Source organism: Pseudomonas sp. FW300-N2A2 (assembly GCF_017351735.1).
Taxonomy (GTDB): domain Bacteria; phylum Pseudomonadota; class Gammaproteobacteria; order Pseudomonadales; family Pseudomonadaceae; genus Aquipseudomonas; species Aquipseudomonas migulae.
Map to the genome: position 1 here is coordinate 1 of NZ_JACNDU010000003.1, position 17,948 is coordinate 17,948.

Consider the following 17,948-nt stretch of genomic DNA (forward strand, 5'->3'; position numbering starts at 1 on the left):
TTCTCCGCTTTCGACCGAGAAGATCGAATCGTCAAAAGAGCCACACAACACCGCTCTTTCAACTCCTTCTGGGCTTCGATGACCTGAAGCAACTCGCTGTCGAAAACTGCGTAACTCTTTGTTTGCCAAGGAGTTTTCCGTTTCGACTGCGCCGGAAGTGGGGCGAATTATAGACTTCCAGAATCTGCCGTCAACCCCTAATTCCAGCTTTATTCGGATTTGAGCGAAATACGCGCAAATGCCTTCTTGCCAGCCTGGCAAACATGGGTCGCGCCCAACACGTATATAAAGGTGCGATCCACAACCTCACCATCTATACGTACACCGCCGGAATTCAGCAGATCACGCGCTACCGCCGAGTTCTTCACCAGGCCTGCCTTATTAAGGACAGCAGCGATCGGCATATCTTCAGTAGCGCTCAATTCGATTTCCGGCAGATCGTCCGGCAGCTCGCCATCCTTCATACGATTGCCCGCTGCACGATGAGCATTGGCTGCTGCTTCTTCACCATGGAAGCGCGCAACGATCTCTTCGGCCAGCTTGATCTTGATGTCGCGCGGATTGGCACCCGCCTCGACATCGGCGCGGAACGCATTGATCTCATCCATGGAACGGAAGCTGAGCAATTCGAAGTAACGCCACATCAGCGCATCCGGAATCGAAACCAGCTTGCTGTACATCACTCCCGGCGCTTCCTGAATACCGACGTAGTTGCCCAAGGACTTGGACATCTTCTTCACGCCATCCAGACCTTCAAGCAACGGCATAGTCAGAATGCACTGAGGATCCTGACCATAACCGCGCTGCAGCTCACGCCCCATCAACAGGTTGAACTTCTGATCGGTACCGCCCAGCTCGACATCCGCGCGCAAGGCGACCGAGTCGTAACCCTGAACCAGCGGATAGAGGAACTCATGGATGGCGATTGGCTGATTGGTCGTGTAGCGCTTGTCGAAATCGTCGCGCTCGAGCATGCGAGCAACGGTGTACTGCGAAGTCAGGCGAATGAAGTCGGCCGGCCCCATCTGATCCATCCAGGTGGAGTTGAACGCCACCTCGGTTTTGGCCGGATCAAGAATCTTGAAAACCTGGGTCTTGTAGGTCTCGGCATTCTCGAGAACCTGCTCACGGGTTAGCGGCGGACGCGTAGCGCTCTTGCCGCTCGGATCACCGATCATCCCGGTGAAGTCACCTATAAGGAAGATCACCTGATGCCCCAGCTCCTGGAACTGGCGCAGCTTATTAATAAGCACCGTGTGACCCAGGTGCAAATCCGGCGCGGTCGGATCGAAGCCTGCCTTAATACGTAGCGGCTGGCCACGCTTGAGCTTTTCGATCAGCTCGGACTCGACCAACAGTTCTTCTGCACCACGTTTGATCAGCGCTAGCTGCTCTTCAACCGACTTCATAACAGACCCGCAAGGCTCGAATTCAAAGGGAACCAACCATACAAGATCACGCGTCAAATACAAAGTTTGGCCGGCGCAATGACGCCAATCCGCTGACAGAGTGACCACGGACTTGCTTCAGAGATGATTTGGTTATATTTTATACAGTTATTTCATCTTCATCATGTCATTCATCTTTTCCAATTCATCTTTTTCAAAGTCAAAATTACCTATGACCAAAGAATCGTCTAAAGCGCCTCCGCTTTACCCGAAGACCCACCTGCTCGCAGCAAGTGGTATCGCCGCCCTTCTGAGCCTGGCGCTTCTGGTATTTCCTTCCAGTGATGTAGAAGCCAAAAAGACGACACTGAGTCTTGAACTGGAAAGCCCTGCTGAACAACTGACACAAGATCAAGACGCTGCCGACGCCGCCCAAGCCACAAATGAGCCGGTAACTTCCCCTTTCGCGCAGATCGAAGACAGCACCGAAGAGCCCCAGCAAACTGCCCAGACCAAACCCGCGCCGGTTGTCGAAGAAAAGAAGGGTCCCAATCACAGGGAAGTGATCGTCGCCAAAGGCGATACGCTCTCCACGCTGTTCGAGAAAGTCGGCCTTCCGGCCACTTCGGTGCATGAAGTATTGGCCAGCGACAAGCAGGCCAAGCAATTCAGCCAACTCAAACATGGCCAGAAACTCGAATTCGAACTGAACCCCGAAGGCCAGCTGACCAACCTGCACAGCAAGGTCAGCGACCTCGAAAGCATCACCCTGACCAAGAATGACAAGGGTTATGTGTTCAACCGCATCACCGCCAAGCCTACCGTGCGCTCCGCCTACGTTCACGGCGTGATCAACAGCTCGTTGTCGCAGTCCGCCGCTCGCGCCGGCCTGTCCCACAGCCTGACCATGGACATGGCCAGCGTGTTTGGCTATGACGTCGACTTCGCCCAGGATATTCGCCAGGGTGACGAGTTCGACGTGATCTACGAACAGAAAGTCGTCAACGGCAAGGCTGTCGGCAATGGCCCGATCCTTTCCGCACGCTTCACCAACCGCGGCAAGACCTACACCGCCGTGCGTTACACCAACAAACAAGGCAACAGCAGCTACTACACTGCTGACGGCAACAGCATGCGCAAGGCGTTTATCCGCACCCCGGTAGACTTTGCCCGCATCAGCTCGAAATTCTCCATGGGCCGCAAACACCCGATCCTGAACAAGATCCGCGCTCACAAAGGCGTCGACTACGCAGCTCCGCGCGGTACGCCAATCAAGGCGGCCGGTGATGGCAAGGTGTTGTTGGCCGGCCGTCGCGGCGGTTATGGCAATACCGTGATCATCCAGCACGGCAACACTTATCGCACGCTGTACGGCCATATGCAGGGCTTTGCGAAAGGTGTGCAGACCGGCAGCTCCGTCAAGCAGGGTCAAGTGATTGGCTATATCGGCACTACCGGCCTGTCCACCGGACCGCATCTGCACTACGAGTTCCAGGTCAATGGTGTGCACGTCGATCCACTAGGTCAAAAAGTGGCGATGGCCGATCCAATTTCCAAAGCAGAACGGGCACGTTTCCTCGCGCAGAGTCAGCCTCTGATGGCGCGTATGGATCAAGAAAAATCCACCCAACTGGCTTCGAGCAAGCGCTAAGCCATGACGCGCTATATAGGTGTGATGTCCGGAACCAGTCTCGATGGCCTGGACATCGCGCTGGTTGAGTTGAACCCGGCGATCAGACTGGTCGCCACGCACTACATTCCCATGCCTGATTCCCTGCGCACCGAGCTGCTTGGCTTGTGCGCCAGCGGCCCGGACGAGATTGCCCGCTCCGCCATCGCCCAGCAAAACTGGGTGACTCTGGCGGCGCAGGGCATTCGCACCCTTCTTGACCAACAAAACCTGAAACCCGAAGACATCCGCGCGATTGGCAGCCATGGCCAGACCATTCGCCACGAACCGGCACGCGGCTTCACGGTACAGATCGGCAACCCTGCCCTGCTGACCGAATTGACCGGCATCACCGTGGTCAGTGACTTCCGCAGTCGCGACGTTGCGGCCGGCGGACAAGGCGCACCACTGGTTCCAGCATTTCACGAAGCGCTGTTTGAAGAGCAAGCGGGTAACCGCGCGGTATTGAACGTCGGCGGTTTCAGCAACCTCAGCCTGATCGAACCCGGCCAACCCGTAGCCGGTTTCGACTGCGGCCCCGGGAACGTACTGCTGGACGCGTGGATTCATCAGCAACGCGGCGAAAACTTTGATCGTGACGGCCAATGGGCAGCCAGCGGCCAAGTCGAACCTGTTCTGTTGAAAGCGCTACTCAGTGATCCGTTCTTCGTGACCAAAGGCCCGAAGAGCACCGGCCGTGAAGTGTTCAATCTGCCATGGCTGACACAGCATCTTTCGCAATTGCCGACCTTCGCCGCCGAAGACGTGCAAGCAACGCTGCTTGAGCTGACCGCGCTGACCATCGTCGAATCATTGCAAAGCGCACAGGCGGATACCCGAGAGTTGCTGGTCTGCGGCGGCGGTGCGCACAACGCCACGTTGATGAAGCGCCTGGCCGCCCTGCTGCCAAACGCGAACGTCAGCAGCACCGCCACTCATGGCGTTGACCCGGACTGGGTCGAAGCCATGGCCTTCGCCTGGCTGGCTCATTGCTGCCTGGAAGGTATCGCGGCCAATCGTCCAAGCGTCACCGGCGCTCGCGGCCTGCGCGTACTCGGCGCCATCTACCCGGCCTGAACGCCAGACAGCAAAACGCCGCAGAGCCCTGAGGCCATGCGGCGTTTGTAATGCGGTGAATCGCGATCAGATCGAGAACGAAGAGCCGCAGCCACACGTGGTGCTGGCGTTCGGGTTCTTGATCACGAAACGCGAACCTTCCAGACCTTCCTGATAATCCACCTCGGCACCTGCCAGGTACTGGAAGCTCATCGGATCGACGACCAGGCTCACGCCCTCACGTTCGACGATGGTGTCGTCATCGGCCACTTCTTCATCGAAGGTGAAGCCGTACTGAAAACCTGAACAACCGCCGCCCGTAACGAATACGCGCAGCTTCAAGCGATCATTCCCCTCTTCATCGACCAGGCTCTTCACCTTGTGCGCGGCACCGTGGGTGAATTGCAAAGCCGTGGGGGTGAAGGATTCGACGCTCATGCTGACTATCTCCCGGCGTTACGCCGCCATAATGCGTGATGACGCGCATTATCCGCTTCTCCTAGAAAAGCGGTCAACTATTGTTACGGTATATCAATAAACCCGATTGCCGGTTCGAAACGCAAAAAGGCCCGTTCAACGGGCCTTTTTGCTGAGCGGGCTAAAGCCTTACGGCAACATGCCAGCGTGCGACAAGCCCAGACGCTCATCCAGACCGAACAGGATGTTCAGGTTCTGCACCGCCTGACCCGACGCACCTTTTACCAGGTTATCGATGACCGACAACACCACCACCAGGTCACCGTCCTGAGGACGATGCACGGCGATACGGCAGACGTTGGCGCCGCGCACGCTGCGGGTTTCCGGGTGGCTGCCTGCTGGCATCACATCAACGAACGGCTCGTTGGCATAGCGCTTTTCAAACAGTGCCTGCAGATCCACCGAACGATCCACGACCGTCGCGTAGAGCGTCGAGTGAATGCCGCGAATCATCGGCGTCAGGTGCGGAACGAAGGTCAGGCCGACATCCTTTCCTGCAGCACGGCGCAGACCCTGGCGAATTTCCGGCAAGTGACGGTGACCTTTCACAGCGTAGGCCTTCATGCTTTCCGACGTCTCGGAGTACAACGAACCTACAGCCGCGCCACGACCGGCACCGCTGACACCGGATTTGCAGTCAGCGATCAAGCGCGTGGTATCGGCCAGACCGGCTTCGAGCAATGGCAGGAAACCCAATTGCGTAGCCGTTGGATAGCAACCCGGTACGGCGATCAGGCGAGCCTGCTTGATCTGCTCGCGATTGACTTCCGGCAAGCCGTAGACCGCTTCTTCCAGCAGCTGCGGCGCACCGTGCGGCTGTCCGTACCACTTGGCCCACTCATCGGCATCTTGCAGACGGAAGTCCGCTGACAAGTCGATGACCTTGGTTCCGGCCGCCAGCAGTTCACCGGCCAGCGCGTGGGCAACACCGTGAGGCGTGGCGAAGAACACCACGTCGCAGGCGCCCAGGGTCTTGATGTCCGGAACGCTGAACGCCAGGCCGTCGTAATGGCCGCGCAGGTTCGGATACATATCAGCCACGGCCAGACCGGCCTCGGATCGGGAAGTGATCACCACCACTTCTGCCTGCGGATGCTGTGCCAACAGACGCAGCAGTTCGACACCGGTGTAACCCGTGCCGCCGACGATACCGACCTTGACCATAAACCTGCCCTCAACGAACCCACTGGAAAGCCGTCGATAATAGGGCCCGTATCGCCCTGCGACAACCGTCAAGGTGACGTGCGGACGCTCTACCCTCTACTATCTTCGCTACCGTGAACCTGGGAATAACCAAAAATGCTTTATCTGTGGCTCAAAGCGCTTCATATCATCAGCATGGTCTGCTGGTTTGCCGGCCTGTTTTACTTGCCGCGCCTGTTCGTCTATCACGCCCAAAGCGAAGACACCGTCAGCAAGGAACGCTTCAGCCTGATGGAGCGCAAGCTGTATCGCGGCATCATGGGCCCGGCGATGATCGCCACGCTGGTTTTCGGCATTGCGCTGATCGGGCTGAACCCAGGCATATTCAGCCAAGGTGCCTGGATTCACGCCAAATTGACGCTGGTGGTGATCCTGATCGGCTACCACCACATGTGCGGCGCGCAGGTGAAGCGATTTGCCCGTGGCGAGAACACCCGCAGCCATGTCTTTTATCGCTGGTTCAATGAAGTGCCGGTTCTGATATTGCTGGCTATCGTAATTCTGGTCGTCGTTCGGCCGTTCTAACTTCAATCGGCACCACTCACCGGGGTACTTCCAATGTCGCTGCCCGCTTTGCTCGAACAACGTTTGCGCCTGCCCGTGGTGGCAGCGCCGATGTTCCTGATTTCCAACCCGCAACTGGTACTCGCCTGCTGCCGTAATGGCGTGGTCGGCAGCTTCCCCGCGCTGAACCAGCGTGAGAGCAGCGGCTTCAAGGCCTGGCTGGAAGAGATCGAAGCAGGGTTGGCGACAATGGAAAACCCGGCGCCTTACGCCGTGAACCTGATCGTCCACAACAGTAACCCGCGCCTGCAAGCGGACCTGGAGATCTGCATCGAGCACAAGGTGCCGATCGTGATCACCAGCCTTGGCGCCGTTAAAGAACTGGTCGACGCGGTCCACGGCTACGGCGGCCTGGTATTCCATGACGTAACGACTCGTCGCCACGCAGAGAAAGCAGCGGAGGCTGGCGTAGATGGCTTGATCGCCGTTGCCGCAGGCGCCGGTGGACATGCGGGTACCTGGAGCCCGTTTTCGCTGATTGCCGAAATCCGCCAGTTCTTCGACAAGACGCTGTTGCTGGCCGGCTGCCTCAATCACGGTCACGAGATACTCGCGGCACAATTGCTCGGTGCGGATCTGGCCTACTTCGGTACGCGATTTATCGGCACCACCGAAAGCCATGCGCCTGAGGCCTACAAGGAGATGCTGCTGACATCCAGAGCGGCAGACATCATCCATACTCCGGCGGTATCGGGTGTTCCGGCGAGTTTCATGCGCCAAAGTCTGGAAGCCGCCGGTTTCGACATGGCGGCGTTGCAAAACAAAGGCGAGGTCAACTTCGGCTCCAAGCTCAAGCCGTTGAGCGATGAAGCCAAGGCCTGGAAAACCGTGTGGTCCGCCGGCCAGGGCGTCGGAGAGATAGACGATTTGCCGAGTGTGGATCAATTGGTTGCCCGGCTGGACGCTGAATACCGCCAGGCGCTGGAGCTGGCAACACAACTGCCGAAACGCTGGCCGCGTTAGCAGGAAATTTGGCCAGTCATCCTCGACTGGCCTTACACTCCGGGCTCGCAACTCTCTAACTATTCAAACACCCGCGACAAGGATGCTTCGCAATGAGCGACAACCGTTTCAAGATCGTATTCGACGGCGCTCTGCTGCCAGGGATCGACCTCACCACCGCCAAACTCAATCTGGCGGCGTTGTACAAAAGCGAAGTGGCAGCCGTCGAACGACTGTTCAACGGACAGCCTGTTACGCTCAAGCAAGGCCTGTCGCAGACTGACGCGCAAACCTACCTTCAGGCGCTGACGAAAACCGGCATCGAAGCCCGCATCGAAGCCGAGCCCTCGATTGAACTGAACCTGGCCGACGCTCACCACCACGCCCCCGCCAGCAGTAAACCCGCGTTCGCAGAACCAGAGTCGCCGTACGCACCACCTCAGGCCAGGGTCGGCGAAAACCTGCCGCCGTTCGGCACGCTCAAGCCTTTTGGCGTCGAAGGGCGAATCGGCCGTTTGCGCTATCTGGCCTGGACCATGGTGGCGACGCTGGTCATGCTCGGCGTCGGGTCGGTCGTCGCCATTTTCGCCATCGCCCTGATCGCCAGCGATTCGACCGCAGGCCTGATTGTCGGCGGCCTGGTGGTGGTGCTCCTGTGCATCGCCATCGCGGTCGTCACCGTTCAGATCAGCGTTCAGCGCCTGCACGACATCGGCTGGTCCGGCTGGCTCTGGCTGCTCAATCTAGTGCCGTTCATAGGCAGCTTCTTTCCGTTTGTGCTCATGTGCGTGCCGGGCAACACCATCGCCAATCGCTACGGCCCACCACCACCGCCAAACACCACCGCAGTCAAAGTGTTGTCTTCGCTGTGGGTGGTATTCATTGCCCTCGTCTTTGTCGGTGTATTGGCCGGCGCTTTCAGTGCGATCCAGCAAGAGTACGAAGACGCTGCCGGACTCAGCTATGACAGCAGCTCGCTAACCACCGAAGAAGTGGAAGTCGAGCCCGCCGCTGAGGCTGAAGAAGTGCCGGATAGCGCAGACGAGGAAGCCCAATAAGCCCCGGCCCCTGTAGACTCTGCGAAAGAATGAACAGCGCTCCCCGCCCGTGACACCTGCGTCGCAGGCGCGGAGCTGTTGCGATGGAGAACTGCATGACCCGTTACGCTCTGATCACTGGCGCTTCCAGCGGCATCGGCCTGGCGATGGCCGAAGCGCTGGCCCGCCGTGGCCGCAGCCTGATTCTGGTGGCCCGACAGCGTGATCAGCTGGAAAGTATTGCAATTGAACTGACCCAACGTTTTGGCGTGGAGGTGTTGTTCCGCGCCTGCGACCTCGGCGAGCCGCTGCGCCTGTCCGGGTTTCTGCTGGAACTGGAAGAAGGCGACCGGCAGATCGACTTGCTGGTGAACTGCGCCGGCATCGGCACCTGCGGCCCGTTTCTGGCGCAGGACTGGATGACCGAACAAGACCTGATCGAGGTGAACATTCTGGCCCTCACTCGCCTGTGCCATGCCATCGGCAACAGCATGGCCTTGCAGGGCGGTGGGCAGATCTTGAACGTCGCCTCGGTTGCAGCGTTCCATCCCGGCCCGTGGATGAGCACTTACTACGCCAGCAAAGCCTATGTACTGCACTTTTCCGAAGGGCTGCGCGTCGAGCTGAAGAAATGCGCAGTCAAGGTTTCCGTACTCTGCCCCGGCCCGACCCGCACCGCGTTTTTCCGCACCGCACAACTGAACAGCGACAAACTGGTCGACAGCAAACTGCTGATGAGTCCGGAGGAAGTCGCGCTCTATACCGTGCGGGCTCTGGATAAGAATCGCGCCATTATTATTCCGGGCCGGCTGAACCGCTGGTTCGCTTTCCTGCCACGGCTCGGCTCACGCTGGCTGATCAGGACCATCACAGGCATGGTCAACAAGGCCTATTGCCCGCGCTGACCTGGCCTCAAGGCAAAAGGCTGTGCTCGGGGATCACCCATGAGTACACTCAGGCCAGCCCAAACAACGGAGAAAACAGCTGTGGATACTCTGTTCACCAAGATCATCAACCGGGAAATCCCGGCGAAGATCATTTACGAGGACGACCAGGTACTGGCCTTCCACGACATCGCCCCGCAGGCACCGGTGCATTTTCTGGTGATCCCGAAGAAACCGGTGCGCACCTTGAACGACCTCACCGAGGACGACAAGGCATTGGCCGGGCATATTCTGTTCACTGCCCAGCGCCTGGCACTGGAACTGGGCTGCGAAAAAGGTTTTCGCGTTGTCATGAACTGCAATGAAGAAGGTGGGCAAACTGTCTACCACATTCATATGCATGTGCTGGGTCAGCGTCAGATGCACTGGCCGCCGGGTTGATTGCCACCTCGCCCTCGTAGGAGCCGGCTTGCTGGCGATAGCGATGGATCAGTCGACGCATCTATCGCCTGAAACGACGCCATCGCCGGCAAGCCGGCTCCTACAGTTGCAGCCTGCGTCGCAATGACCCAGCGCAAACCTTCCCCGGCCGATTGGGTTAAACTGGCCGCCGAGATTCCTCCCGGAGATCAGCATGACTACCCAACGTCACTACTCGCCCATTGACCGTCTTCTGCTGCAAGCCGATGCCGCGATGCGTACCCTGCTGCCCTTCAGCGGCCAGCCGTACCGTCCGTCCCCTGCGATCGTGCAGCCGGAAACGCAAATGAGCGACGAAGACACCCGGCACGTCGCCGGTCTGATGCGCATCAACCATACCGGCGAAGTCTGCGCCCAGGCGCTGTATCAAGGGCAGGCCCTGACCGCCAAGTTGCCGCAGGTGCGCGCCGCCATGGAACATGCTGCTGAAGAAGAGATCGACCATCTGGTCTGGTGCGAGCAACGCATCAAGCAGTTGGGCAGCCATACCAGCATTCTCAACCCGCTGTTCTACGGCATGTCATTCGGGATTGGCGCGGTGGCCGGCTTGATCAGCGACAAGGTCAGCCTGGGTTTCGTTGCGGCTACCGAGCATCAGGTGTGCAAGCACTTGAACGAACACCTTGAGCAACTGCCGGCCGAGGACGAAAAGTCCCGGGCGATTCTTGAGCAGATGCGTGTTGATGAAGAGCAACATGCCGAAAGTGCGCTGGAGGCTGGGGGCTTTCGTTTTCCGGCGCCGGTGAAGTTCGGGATGAGCTTGATGGCCAAGGTGATGACCAAGAGTACATATCGGATCTGATTTCAGATTTTTTGTAGGAGCGAGCCTGCTCGCGATAAACCTGAGGGCAACGCGTTTATCCAGAAAACACGCGTTATCGTTAACGTCCATCGCGAGCAAGCTTGCTCCTACAAGGGCAAGACACAAAAAAGGCGACTGCCGTGAGGGAGTCGCCTTTTTTTGTGCTCGCGAGAATCTTAGGTCGGCATGTTGCGCGCGTAGAAGATTTCGAGCATTTCGTGTTTCACACGATCCGTCACTTGGGCGCGTTGCTCAGGGGACAGGTTGTTGGTCGCGTCGCCGAACAGGTAGTTATCCAGTTCGAAGTTCTTCAACAGCATTTTGGTGTGGAACAGGTTTTCCTGGTACACGTTCACGTCGGTCATCTGGTACGCGTCGCGGGTGTCTTCGGACAGGTAGTTCTGGATCGAGTTGATCTCGTGATCGATGAAGTGCTTGTTGCCTTCGACGTCACGGGTGAAACCGCGCACACGGTAATCCACGGTCACGATGTCCGAATCGAACTGGTGAATCAGGAAGTTGAGCGCTTTAAGCGGTGAAATGACGCCACAGGTCGACACGTCAATGTCCACACGGAAGGTCGCAATACCGTCGTCCGGATGGATTTCCGGGTAGGTGTGCACCGTGATGTGGCTCTTGTCGAGGTGGGCCAGGATGATTTCGGGCAACGGGCCCGGAGACTCTTCGATCTGGCTGTCGGTCGGGGTCACCGGCTCTTCAGAGATCAGAATCGTGACGCTGGCGCCTTGTGGGTCGTAGTCCTGACTGGCAATGTTCAGGATGTTGGCACCAATGATATCGACAACTTCCGTGAGGATCTGCGTCAGGCGTTTCGCGTTGTACTCTTCATTGATGTACTCGACGTAAGCCTGCTGGTCTTGCGGGGTTTCCGCGTAGCAGATGTCATAGATGTTGAAGCTCAAGGTCTTTGTCAGGTTATTGAACCCGTGGAGCTTGAGTTTGCTTTTCACCGTTAAAAACTCTCTATGTATTGCGGCCCGGGCCGCGTGATCAAGCATGCCCGTCAGATGCGTACGACGCACCTGCGTAGGACGGTTAACACCTCTTCGCGATGGCGATTTTGGTTGTCTGTTCGGGTGAGCGGTCTGTCGGTTGACGGACCACGACCCTGAAAAAAGTGGCGCATTATGCAGACGTCAGCTTGGGATCGCCAGAGTCTGCACCGCTTTTATGATAGTTGAATGTCGAATCAACCGAGTTCGATGATTTCGTAGTCGTGGGTAATCGCGACACCCGCCGCGCCGAGCATGATCGAGGCCGAGCAATACTTCTCGGCAGACAGCTCGATGGCGCGCTTGACCTGGGCTTCTTTCAGCCCGCGACCCTTGACCACGAAGTGCATGTGGATCTTGGTGAAGACCTTCGGGTCCTCGGTCGCGCGCTCGGCTTCGAGGAAGGCTTCGCAGCTTTCGACAGCCTGACGGGACTTCTTGAGAATGCTGACCACGTCGAAATTGCTGCAACCGCCGACACCCAGCAGGAGCATTTCCATCGGCCGGACACCCAGGTTACGACCACCGGCATCGGGCGGACCGTCCATGACCACGACATGACCGCTACCGGATTCGCCGAGGAACATGGCTTCGCCAGCCCATTGGATGCGTGCCTTCATCGCCAAGACTCCACTGTATAAAAAAGGGTCGCCAGCTTAGCACAGGGCCCTGGATTGACAGCGTTCGCCGTCCTAGGACAGAACCTTTTGCTTTGTAGGTAAAATCTCGAATATTGCAGGAAGTGTCTGTTAAGCTGGCGCCAATTCGCTGGCGCATTGCCAGCTTTGTAGCAACCTCAGTGCCTCATAAAAAAACCAAACACACCGTGCAGTCTTTCCGGGATACAACCATGGTTGCTATTGCCCCTACACCCAAGATCAAGAACCTCGACAAACTGTTGATGCATTGCCAGCGCCGTCGCTATGCGGCCAAGAGCAATATCATTTGCGCCGGCGACCGCTCGGAGACGCTGTTCTTCATCATCAAAGGCTCGGTCACCATCCTGATCGAGGATGATGACGGCCGTGAAATGATCATTGCCTACCTGAACTCCGGAGACTTCTTCGGCGAGTTGGGTCTGTTTGAACAGGCTGGCCTGGAACAGGAACGCAGCGCCTGGGTGCGCGCCAAGATCGAGTGCGAAGTCGCGGAAATCAGCTACACCAAATTCCGCGAGCTGTCCCAGCAAGACCCGGACATTCTTTACGTACTTAGCGGACAAATCGCACAACGCCTGCGCAACACCACACGCAAGGTCGGTGACCTCGCATTCTTCGACGTGACAGGCCGCGTTGCCCGTTGCCTGCTGGAATTGTGCAAACAGCCCGATGCGATGACCCACCCCGATGGCATGCAGATCAAGGTGACCCGTCAGGAAATCGGGCGGATTGTCGGGTGTTCCCGGGAGATGGTCGGTCGCGTTCTTAAAGATCTGGAAGAACGCAACCTGGTGGACGTCAAAGGCAAGACCATGGTGGTCTTCGGGACGCGCTAAGCCTTGAACATGTCTGCCAGCAACTGGCGATAGAGTGCATCGAGCCGTGCCAATGCGTCAGGTGCGGCGAACTTCTCATGGAGCGCGATGTGGCTTTCGGCGCGGACCCGTTGCTCCAGGCCGCACGCTTCATTGAAGCGATTGACCGCCGCGACCATTGATTCGCGCTCGTTATCCAGCAACAACGCACCGTGCACCAACCCGACCGGGCGCGTGCTGCCCTTGCTCTGGCGCCAGCGCTGGGCGGTGCCGACCATCTTGCGACCGTCGAGATTGACGTTGAAACGGCCATCGCAAAATGCGCCGTCGATTTCGCCCAGGGACGAAACGCCGCCCAGTTCATCCAGTAACTGACAGATCGGATCGCAAAGTCGGCGATAGGCGGTTTCGATGCGGTTCTGGTCGCCCTCGCTACGCGGCGGCGCGTAGACCAAAGCGATGTTGATGGTGGAAGCCGACTGCGGCACGGGCTCACCGCCGGTTTCACGCAAAAGGACTGGCCAGCCGGCTGCCGCCGATACTTCGCAAGCGTGATCGAAACCGGGCAGGCGATTCAAACGGCGCGGCATGACCAGAGCCCGATCGCTTGGCTGCCAGAACAACAGGCCAAACTCTGAATCGCCTGCACAGACCGACGCCAGCAAATCCTGTTCGGCTTGCAGGCCGGCTTCGATGGTCAAGGAAACAGGAGAGGTCATAAGGTCTTCCATAGGACGGTCAGTCTGTGGTGCTTCTTATGCCGCCATCGCGAGCAGGCTCGCTCCCACATTGGATCTTTGCCGTTAGCAAAACCCTTGTGGGAGCGAGCCTGCTCGCGATGGCGTCGATTCGGTCTGCAGGTTATCAGTCGAGTGTCGAACCACTCACCGGAACACCACGCTCCGGGAAGAACAGACGCTGAAGCTCAGTGCCCGGGCTTTCGGCGCGCATGAACGCTTCGCCGACCAGGAACGCATACACGTCGCTGATTTCCATCAGCTCGACATCGGCCCGATTGAGGATGCCGCTTTCAGTGATCACCAACCGGTCACGCGGAATCCGCGGCAACAAATCCAGCGTGGTTTCCAGACTGACTTCGAAGGTGTGCAGGTTGCGGTTGTTCACGCCGACCAGCGGCGTGTCGAGGGTTTTCAAGGCCCGCTCCAGTTCGTCGCCGTCATGGACTTCCACCAGCACGTCGAGGCCAACGCTTTTTGCCACCGCCGCCAGCTCGGCCATTTTCACGTCGTCCAGCGCGGAGACGATCAACAGCACGCAGTCCGCGCCCAATGCACGGGCCTCGACGATCTGATACGGATCGATCATGAAATCCTTGCGGATCACCGGCAGTTTGCACGCCGCCCGGGCCTGTTGCAGATACGCATCTGCGCCCTGGAAATAATCGATATCGGTGAGCACCGACAGGCAGGTCGCGCCGCCCTTCTCGTAGCTCCTGGCGATATCGGCAGGAACGAAGTTCTCGCGAATCACGCCTTTGCTCGGCGAAGCTTTCTTGATTTCAGCAATGACCGCTGGCTGCTTCAGCTTGGCCTGCGCCAGCAATGCCTTGGCAAAACCACGGGGTGCATCGGCCGCCTTGGCCAGACTTTCCAGCTCGGCCAGGCTCACACGAGCGCTACGCTCGGCGACTTCCTGGACTTTGCGCGCCAGAATGTTTTCCAGAACCGTCGGTACACTCATCCCTCATTCTCCACTTTGAATACCGCGGTAAATGCACCCAACTCCTCAAGTTTTTCCCGAGCGAGGCCTGTGTGCAGCGCATCGTGCGCCAGGGCAACGCCTTCTTTCAAACTGGTCGCCAGGTCGGCGGCATAGAGTGCAGCACCGGCATTGAGCACGATCATCTCGGCAGCTTTCTGACCGCTCTCGGTCTTGCGCTTGCCCAGGGCATCGCGAATCAGCTCAAGCGAAGCGGCCGGGCTTTCCACCGCCAGGCCGTGCAGGCTCTGACTCTTCATGCCCAAATCTTCCGGCTCGACCCAATACTCGGTGATCTGGTCATTCTTCAATTCCGCCACGTAAGTCGGCGCAGCCAGACTGAATTCGTCCAGGCCGTCTTTCGAGTTCACCACCAGCACATGCTTGCTGCCCAGACGCTGCAAGACTTCGGCCAATGGCCGGCACAGCGCCTGGCTGAACACGCCCACCACCTGATGTTTCACGCCGGCCGGATTCGTAAGCGGGCCGAGCATATTGAACAGGGTACGCAGACCAAGATCCTTGCGCGGGCCGGCGGCGTATTTCATGGCTTTGTGATGAGTCTGGGCAAACATGAAACCGATGCCGACGTTGTCGATGCAACGCGCTACCTGAACCGGCGTCAGGTTCAGATAGATGCCCGCCGCCTCCAGCAGATCGGCGCTGCCGCTTTTACCCGAGACCGCACGGTTACCGTGTTTGGCCACGGTGCACCCGGCGGCTGCCACCACAAAGGAAGAAGCCGTCGAGACGTTGAAAATGTTCGCCCCATCGCCGCCGGTGCCGACCACATCAACCACGCCGTCGAGGGTCTTCAGTTCGACCTTGTCCGCCAGCTCGCGCATGACCGACACGGCGCCGACGATCTCGTCGATGCTTTCGCTCTTCATGCGCATGGCCATCATGAACGCGCCGATCTGCGCGTCCGTGCATTGCCCGGTCATGATCTCGCGCATCACATCGCGCATTTCATCGGTGCTGAGGTCGAGTTGATCGACGATACGGCTGAGGGCTGTCTTGATATTCATGGGAAGTCCTTAGCGCGTGCCGCCGGTTTGTTTGAGGAAGTTGGCGAACAGCTCGTGGCCCTGCTCGGTCAGGATAGACTCAGGGTGGAACTGCACACCTTCGATGTTCAGCGTCTTGTGGCGCAGGCCCATGATCTCGTCGACCGAACCGTCTTCAAGCTGAGTCCAGGCGGTCAGCTCCAGGCAGTCCGGCAAGGTTTCGCGCTTGACGATCAACGAGTGATAACGCGTGACGGTCAGCGGATGGTTCAGGCCTTCGAAGACACCTTTGTCTTCGTGGAACACCGGGCTGGTCTTGCCGTGCATCACCTGGCGGGCACGAACCACATCGCCGCCGAAGGCCTGGCCGATGGATTGATGACCCAGGCACACGCCGAGAATCGGCAGTTTGCCGGCGAAATGCTTGATGACGTCAATCGAGACGCCCGCTTCAGTCGGCGTGCAAGGACCGGGCGACACAACGATGCGCTCAGGGTTGAGGGCTTCGATTTCGGCAACGGTCAGTTCATCGTTGCGCACGACTTTGACCTGGGAGCCTAGCTCACCGAGGTATTGCACAACGTTGTAGGTAAAAGAGTCGTAGTTATCGATCATCAGCAACATGGCTTGAGAACCTCTTGAATTCACGGACTATAAAGGCTGCCTTCGAATGAGCGACCCGCAGCGCTTTGTCAGCCAAAGCGACATGGCATACGGGTCACGTTCATCGGTCAGCTTTCCGGGGTTTGTTCAGCCAGGGCGACTGCGCGGAACATGGCACGACGCTTGTTCAGGGTTTCTTCCCATTCCAGCGCCGGCACCGAGTCGGCAACGATGCCGCCACCGGCCTGCACGTGCAGTTCGCCGTTCTTGATCACGGCGGTGCGGATCGCAATCGCCGTGTCCATGTTGCCGTTCCAGGCAAAGTAACCGACCGCGCCGCCATAGACACCACGCTTGACCGGCTCCAGTTCGTCGATGATTTCCATCGCGCGAATCTTCGGTGCGCCGGACAAGGTGCCCGCCGGCAGGATCGCCCGCAATGCGTCCATTGCCGTCAGCCCGGCTTTCAGTTGCCCGGTGACGTTGGAAACAATGTGCATCACGTTGGAGTAACGCTCGATAACCATTTTCTCGGTGAGCTTCACCGAGCCGATTTCCGATACGCGACCGGTGTCGTTACGACCCAGGTCGATCAGCATCAGGTGTTCGGCGATTTCCTTGTGGTCGGAGAGCAAGTCTTTCTCCAGCGCCAGGTCTGCCTCTTCGTTGGCCCCACGCGGACGGGTGCCGGCAATCGGGCGAACGGTGATCAGATTGTCTTCGACCCGCACCAGCACTTCCGGTGAACTGCCGACGACGTGGAAGTCGCCGAAGTTGAAGAAGTACATATAAGGCGTCGGGTTGAAGCAACGCAGCGCCCGATACAGATCAATCGGCGCCGCCTTGAAGTCGATCGACATGCGCTGGGACGGCACGACCTGCATGCAGTCACCGGCCAGGATGTATTCCTTGATGGTGTCGACGGCTTTTTCGTAATCGTCCTGGGTGAAACTGGAGCGGAACACCGGATCAGCCGATTGTTGCTTGCTGAAGTCCAGGCCTCGGCGCGGAGTGATTGGCTGACGGAGTTTTTCCAGCAGCTCTTGCAGGCGCGCCTGACCTTGCTCGAAGGCATCGTCCTGCGACGGGTCGGCCAGGACAATTGCGTGCATTTTGCCGGCGAGGTTGTCGAACACCACCACCGCATCGGACACCATCAGCAGAATGTCCGGCACGCCCAGCGGATCGGGGTTCGGGCACTTGCCCAGACGCTTTTCCACATAACGCACGCAGTCGTAACCGAAATAACCCACCAGGCCGCCGTTGAAGCGTGGCAGGCCGGGGATGGTCGGTACGTTGTAACGGGCTTTGAATTCTTCGACGAACGCCAGCGGGTCTTCCGCTTCATGGCTTTCGATCTCGACGCCGTCATGGGTCACGCTGATGTGATGGTCATGAACTCGCAGCACGGTGCGGCACGGCAGGCCGATGATCGAGTAACGGCCCCACTTCTCCCCGCCCTGCACGGATTCGAGCAGGTAGGAATTGGGCTCGTCGGCCAGTTTCAGGTAGATCGACAGCGGCGTGTCGAAGTCGGCCAGGGTTTCGCAGGCAAGCGGGATGCGGTTATAGCCGGCAGCGGCCAAACGCAGGAATTCTTCGCGGATCATGGGGTAGCCTCGTGGCTTGA

General features: G+C 58.5%; 19 protein-coding genes. 9 read left to right on the top strand and 10 right to left on the bottom strand.

Annotated features, from left to right (window positions below; all coding sequences use genetic code 11):
* Window positions 1–209: 209 nt before the first annotated feature.
* The gene (gene tyrS, locus J4E42_RS05635; protein WP_207284798.1) at window positions 210–1,409 is read right to left on the bottom strand and encodes a tyrosine--tRNA ligase; all 1,200 of its coding nucleotides are present in this window, start codon (window positions 1,407–1,409) and stop codon (window positions 210–212) included.
* A gap of 211 nt (window positions 1,410–1,620) precedes the next feature.
* On the opposite strand from tyrS, the gene J4E42_RS05640 reads away from it, so the two are divergent.
* Both J4E42_RS05640 and J4E42_RS05645 read left to right on the top strand, forming a co-directional pair.
* Window positions 1,621–3,039 (top strand): peptidoglycan DD-metalloendopeptidase family protein, encoded by a 1,419-nt coding sequence (locus J4E42_RS05640; protein ID WP_207284799.1) that lies wholly within the window; start codon window positions 1,621–1,623, stop codon window positions 3,037–3,039.
* A 3-nt stretch (window positions 3,040–3,042) separates the two neighbouring features.
* Window positions 3,043–4,134 (top strand): anhydro-N-acetylmuramic acid kinase, encoded by a 1,092-nt coding sequence (locus J4E42_RS05645; RefSeq protein ID WP_207284800.1) that lies wholly within the window; start codon window positions 3,043–3,045, stop codon window positions 4,132–4,134.
* Window positions 4,135–4,200: 66 nt separating this feature from the next.
* On the opposite strand, the gene erpA is transcribed toward J4E42_RS05645, so the two are convergent.
* Both erpA and argC read right to left on the bottom strand, forming a co-directional pair.
* A complete protein-coding gene (gene erpA, locus J4E42_RS05650) occupies window positions 4,201–4,551 on the bottom strand; it encodes an iron-sulfur cluster insertion protein ErpA (protein WP_007947969.1) in 351 nt (116 codons plus the stop codon).
* Window positions 4,552–4,719: 168 nt separating this feature from the next.
* Entirely contained in the window at window positions 4,720–5,754 is a 1,035-nt protein-coding gene (gene argC / locus J4E42_RS05655) for an N-acetyl-gamma-glutamyl-phosphate reductase (protein WP_008035993.1), read from the bottom strand.
* Window positions 5,755–5,889: 135 nt separating this feature from the next.
* Here argC and hemJ point away from each other — a divergent pair, with 135 nt between their 5' ends.
* From hemJ to coq7, 6 genes are all read left to right on the top strand, one after another.
* The gene (gene hemJ / locus J4E42_RS05660) at window positions 5,890–6,318 is read left to right on the top strand and encodes a protoporphyrinogen oxidase HemJ (RefSeq protein WP_008027117.1); all 429 of its coding nucleotides are present in this window, start codon (window positions 5,890–5,892) and stop codon (window positions 6,316–6,318) included.
* Window positions 6,319–6,351: 33 nt separating this feature from the next.
* Window positions 6,352–7,320, top strand: coding sequence for a nitronate monooxygenase family protein (locus J4E42_RS05665; protein WP_207284801.1), 969 nt, complete (start codon window positions 6,352–6,354; stop codon window positions 7,318–7,320).
* 92 nt (window positions 7,321–7,412) lie between these two features.
* On the top strand, window positions 7,413–8,357 hold the full coding sequence (locus J4E42_RS05670) for a DUF805 domain-containing protein (protein ID WP_008035988.1): 945 nt from the start codon (window positions 7,413–7,415) through the stop codon (window positions 8,355–8,357).
* Window positions 8,358–8,452: 95 nt separating this feature from the next.
* On the top strand, window positions 8,453–9,241 hold the full coding sequence (locus J4E42_RS05675) for an SDR family oxidoreductase (protein WP_032828658.1): 789 nt from the start codon (window positions 8,453–8,455) through the stop codon (window positions 9,239–9,241).
* Window positions 9,242–9,322: 81 nt separating this feature from the next.
* Window positions 9,323–9,661, top strand: coding sequence for a histidine triad nucleotide-binding protein (locus tag J4E42_RS05680; RefSeq protein ID WP_008027110.1), 339 nt, complete (start codon window positions 9,323–9,325; stop codon window positions 9,659–9,661).
* A gap of 193 nt (window positions 9,662–9,854) precedes the next feature.
* Entirely contained in the window at window positions 9,855–10,502 is a 648-nt protein-coding gene (gene coq7, locus J4E42_RS05685) for a 2-polyprenyl-3-methyl-6-methoxy-1,4-benzoquinone monooxygenase (RefSeq protein WP_008027108.1), read from the top strand.
* A 176-nt stretch (window positions 10,503–10,678) separates the two neighbouring features.
* Here coq7 and speD read toward each other — a convergent pair whose 3' ends face one another.
* Both speD and J4E42_RS05695 read right to left on the bottom strand, forming a co-directional pair.
* On the bottom strand, window positions 10,679–11,473 hold the full coding sequence (speD, locus tag J4E42_RS05690; protein ID WP_008027106.1) for an adenosylmethionine decarboxylase: 795 nt from the start codon (window positions 11,471–11,473) through the stop codon (window positions 10,679–10,681).
* A 239-nt stretch (window positions 11,474–11,712) separates the two neighbouring features.
* Window positions 11,713–12,135: an OsmC family protein gene (locus tag J4E42_RS05695; RefSeq protein WP_007941657.1), complete on the bottom strand. Its 423-nt coding sequence runs from the start codon at window positions 12,133–12,135 to the stop codon at window positions 11,713–11,715.
* A 230-nt stretch (window positions 12,136–12,365) separates the two neighbouring features.
* On the opposite strand from J4E42_RS05695, the gene crp reads away from it, so the two are divergent.
* Window positions 12,366–13,010 (top strand): cAMP-activated global transcriptional regulator CRP, encoded by a 645-nt coding sequence (gene crp, locus J4E42_RS05700; protein ID WP_207284802.1) that lies wholly within the window; start codon window positions 12,366–12,368, stop codon window positions 13,008–13,010.
* Here the strand turns inward: crp and J4E42_RS05705 are convergent.
* The 5 genes from J4E42_RS05705 to trpE form a co-directional block, all read right to left on the bottom strand.
* Entirely contained in the window at window positions 13,007–13,708 is a 702-nt protein-coding gene (locus tag J4E42_RS05705; protein WP_207284803.1) for a lipoyl protein ligase domain-containing protein, read from the bottom strand. The two genes, crp and J4E42_RS05705, sit on opposite strands and share 4 nt — an antisense overlap.
* A gap of 145 nt (window positions 13,709–13,853) precedes the next feature.
* Window positions 13,854–14,690, bottom strand: a complete 837-nt coding sequence (gene trpC / locus J4E42_RS05710; RefSeq protein WP_008027099.1) for an indole-3-glycerol phosphate synthase TrpC — start codon at window positions 14,688–14,690, stop codon at window positions 13,854–13,856.
* Entirely contained in the window at window positions 14,687–15,736 is a 1,050-nt protein-coding gene (trpD, locus tag J4E42_RS05715; RefSeq protein WP_008027097.1) for an anthranilate phosphoribosyltransferase, read from the bottom strand. The genes trpC and trpD overlap by 4 nt, the downstream gene beginning before the upstream one ends.
* 9 nt (window positions 15,737–15,745) lie before the next feature.
* Window positions 15,746–16,339, bottom strand: coding sequence for an aminodeoxychorismate/anthranilate synthase component II (locus J4E42_RS05720; protein WP_008027095.1), 594 nt, complete (start codon window positions 16,337–16,339; stop codon window positions 15,746–15,748).
* A gap of 107 nt (window positions 16,340–16,446) precedes the next feature.
* Window positions 16,447–17,928, bottom strand: coding sequence for an anthranilate synthase component I (gene trpE, locus J4E42_RS05725; protein WP_192229287.1), 1,482 nt, complete (start codon window positions 17,926–17,928; stop codon window positions 16,447–16,449).
* Window positions 17,929–17,948: the final 20 nt, after the last annotated feature.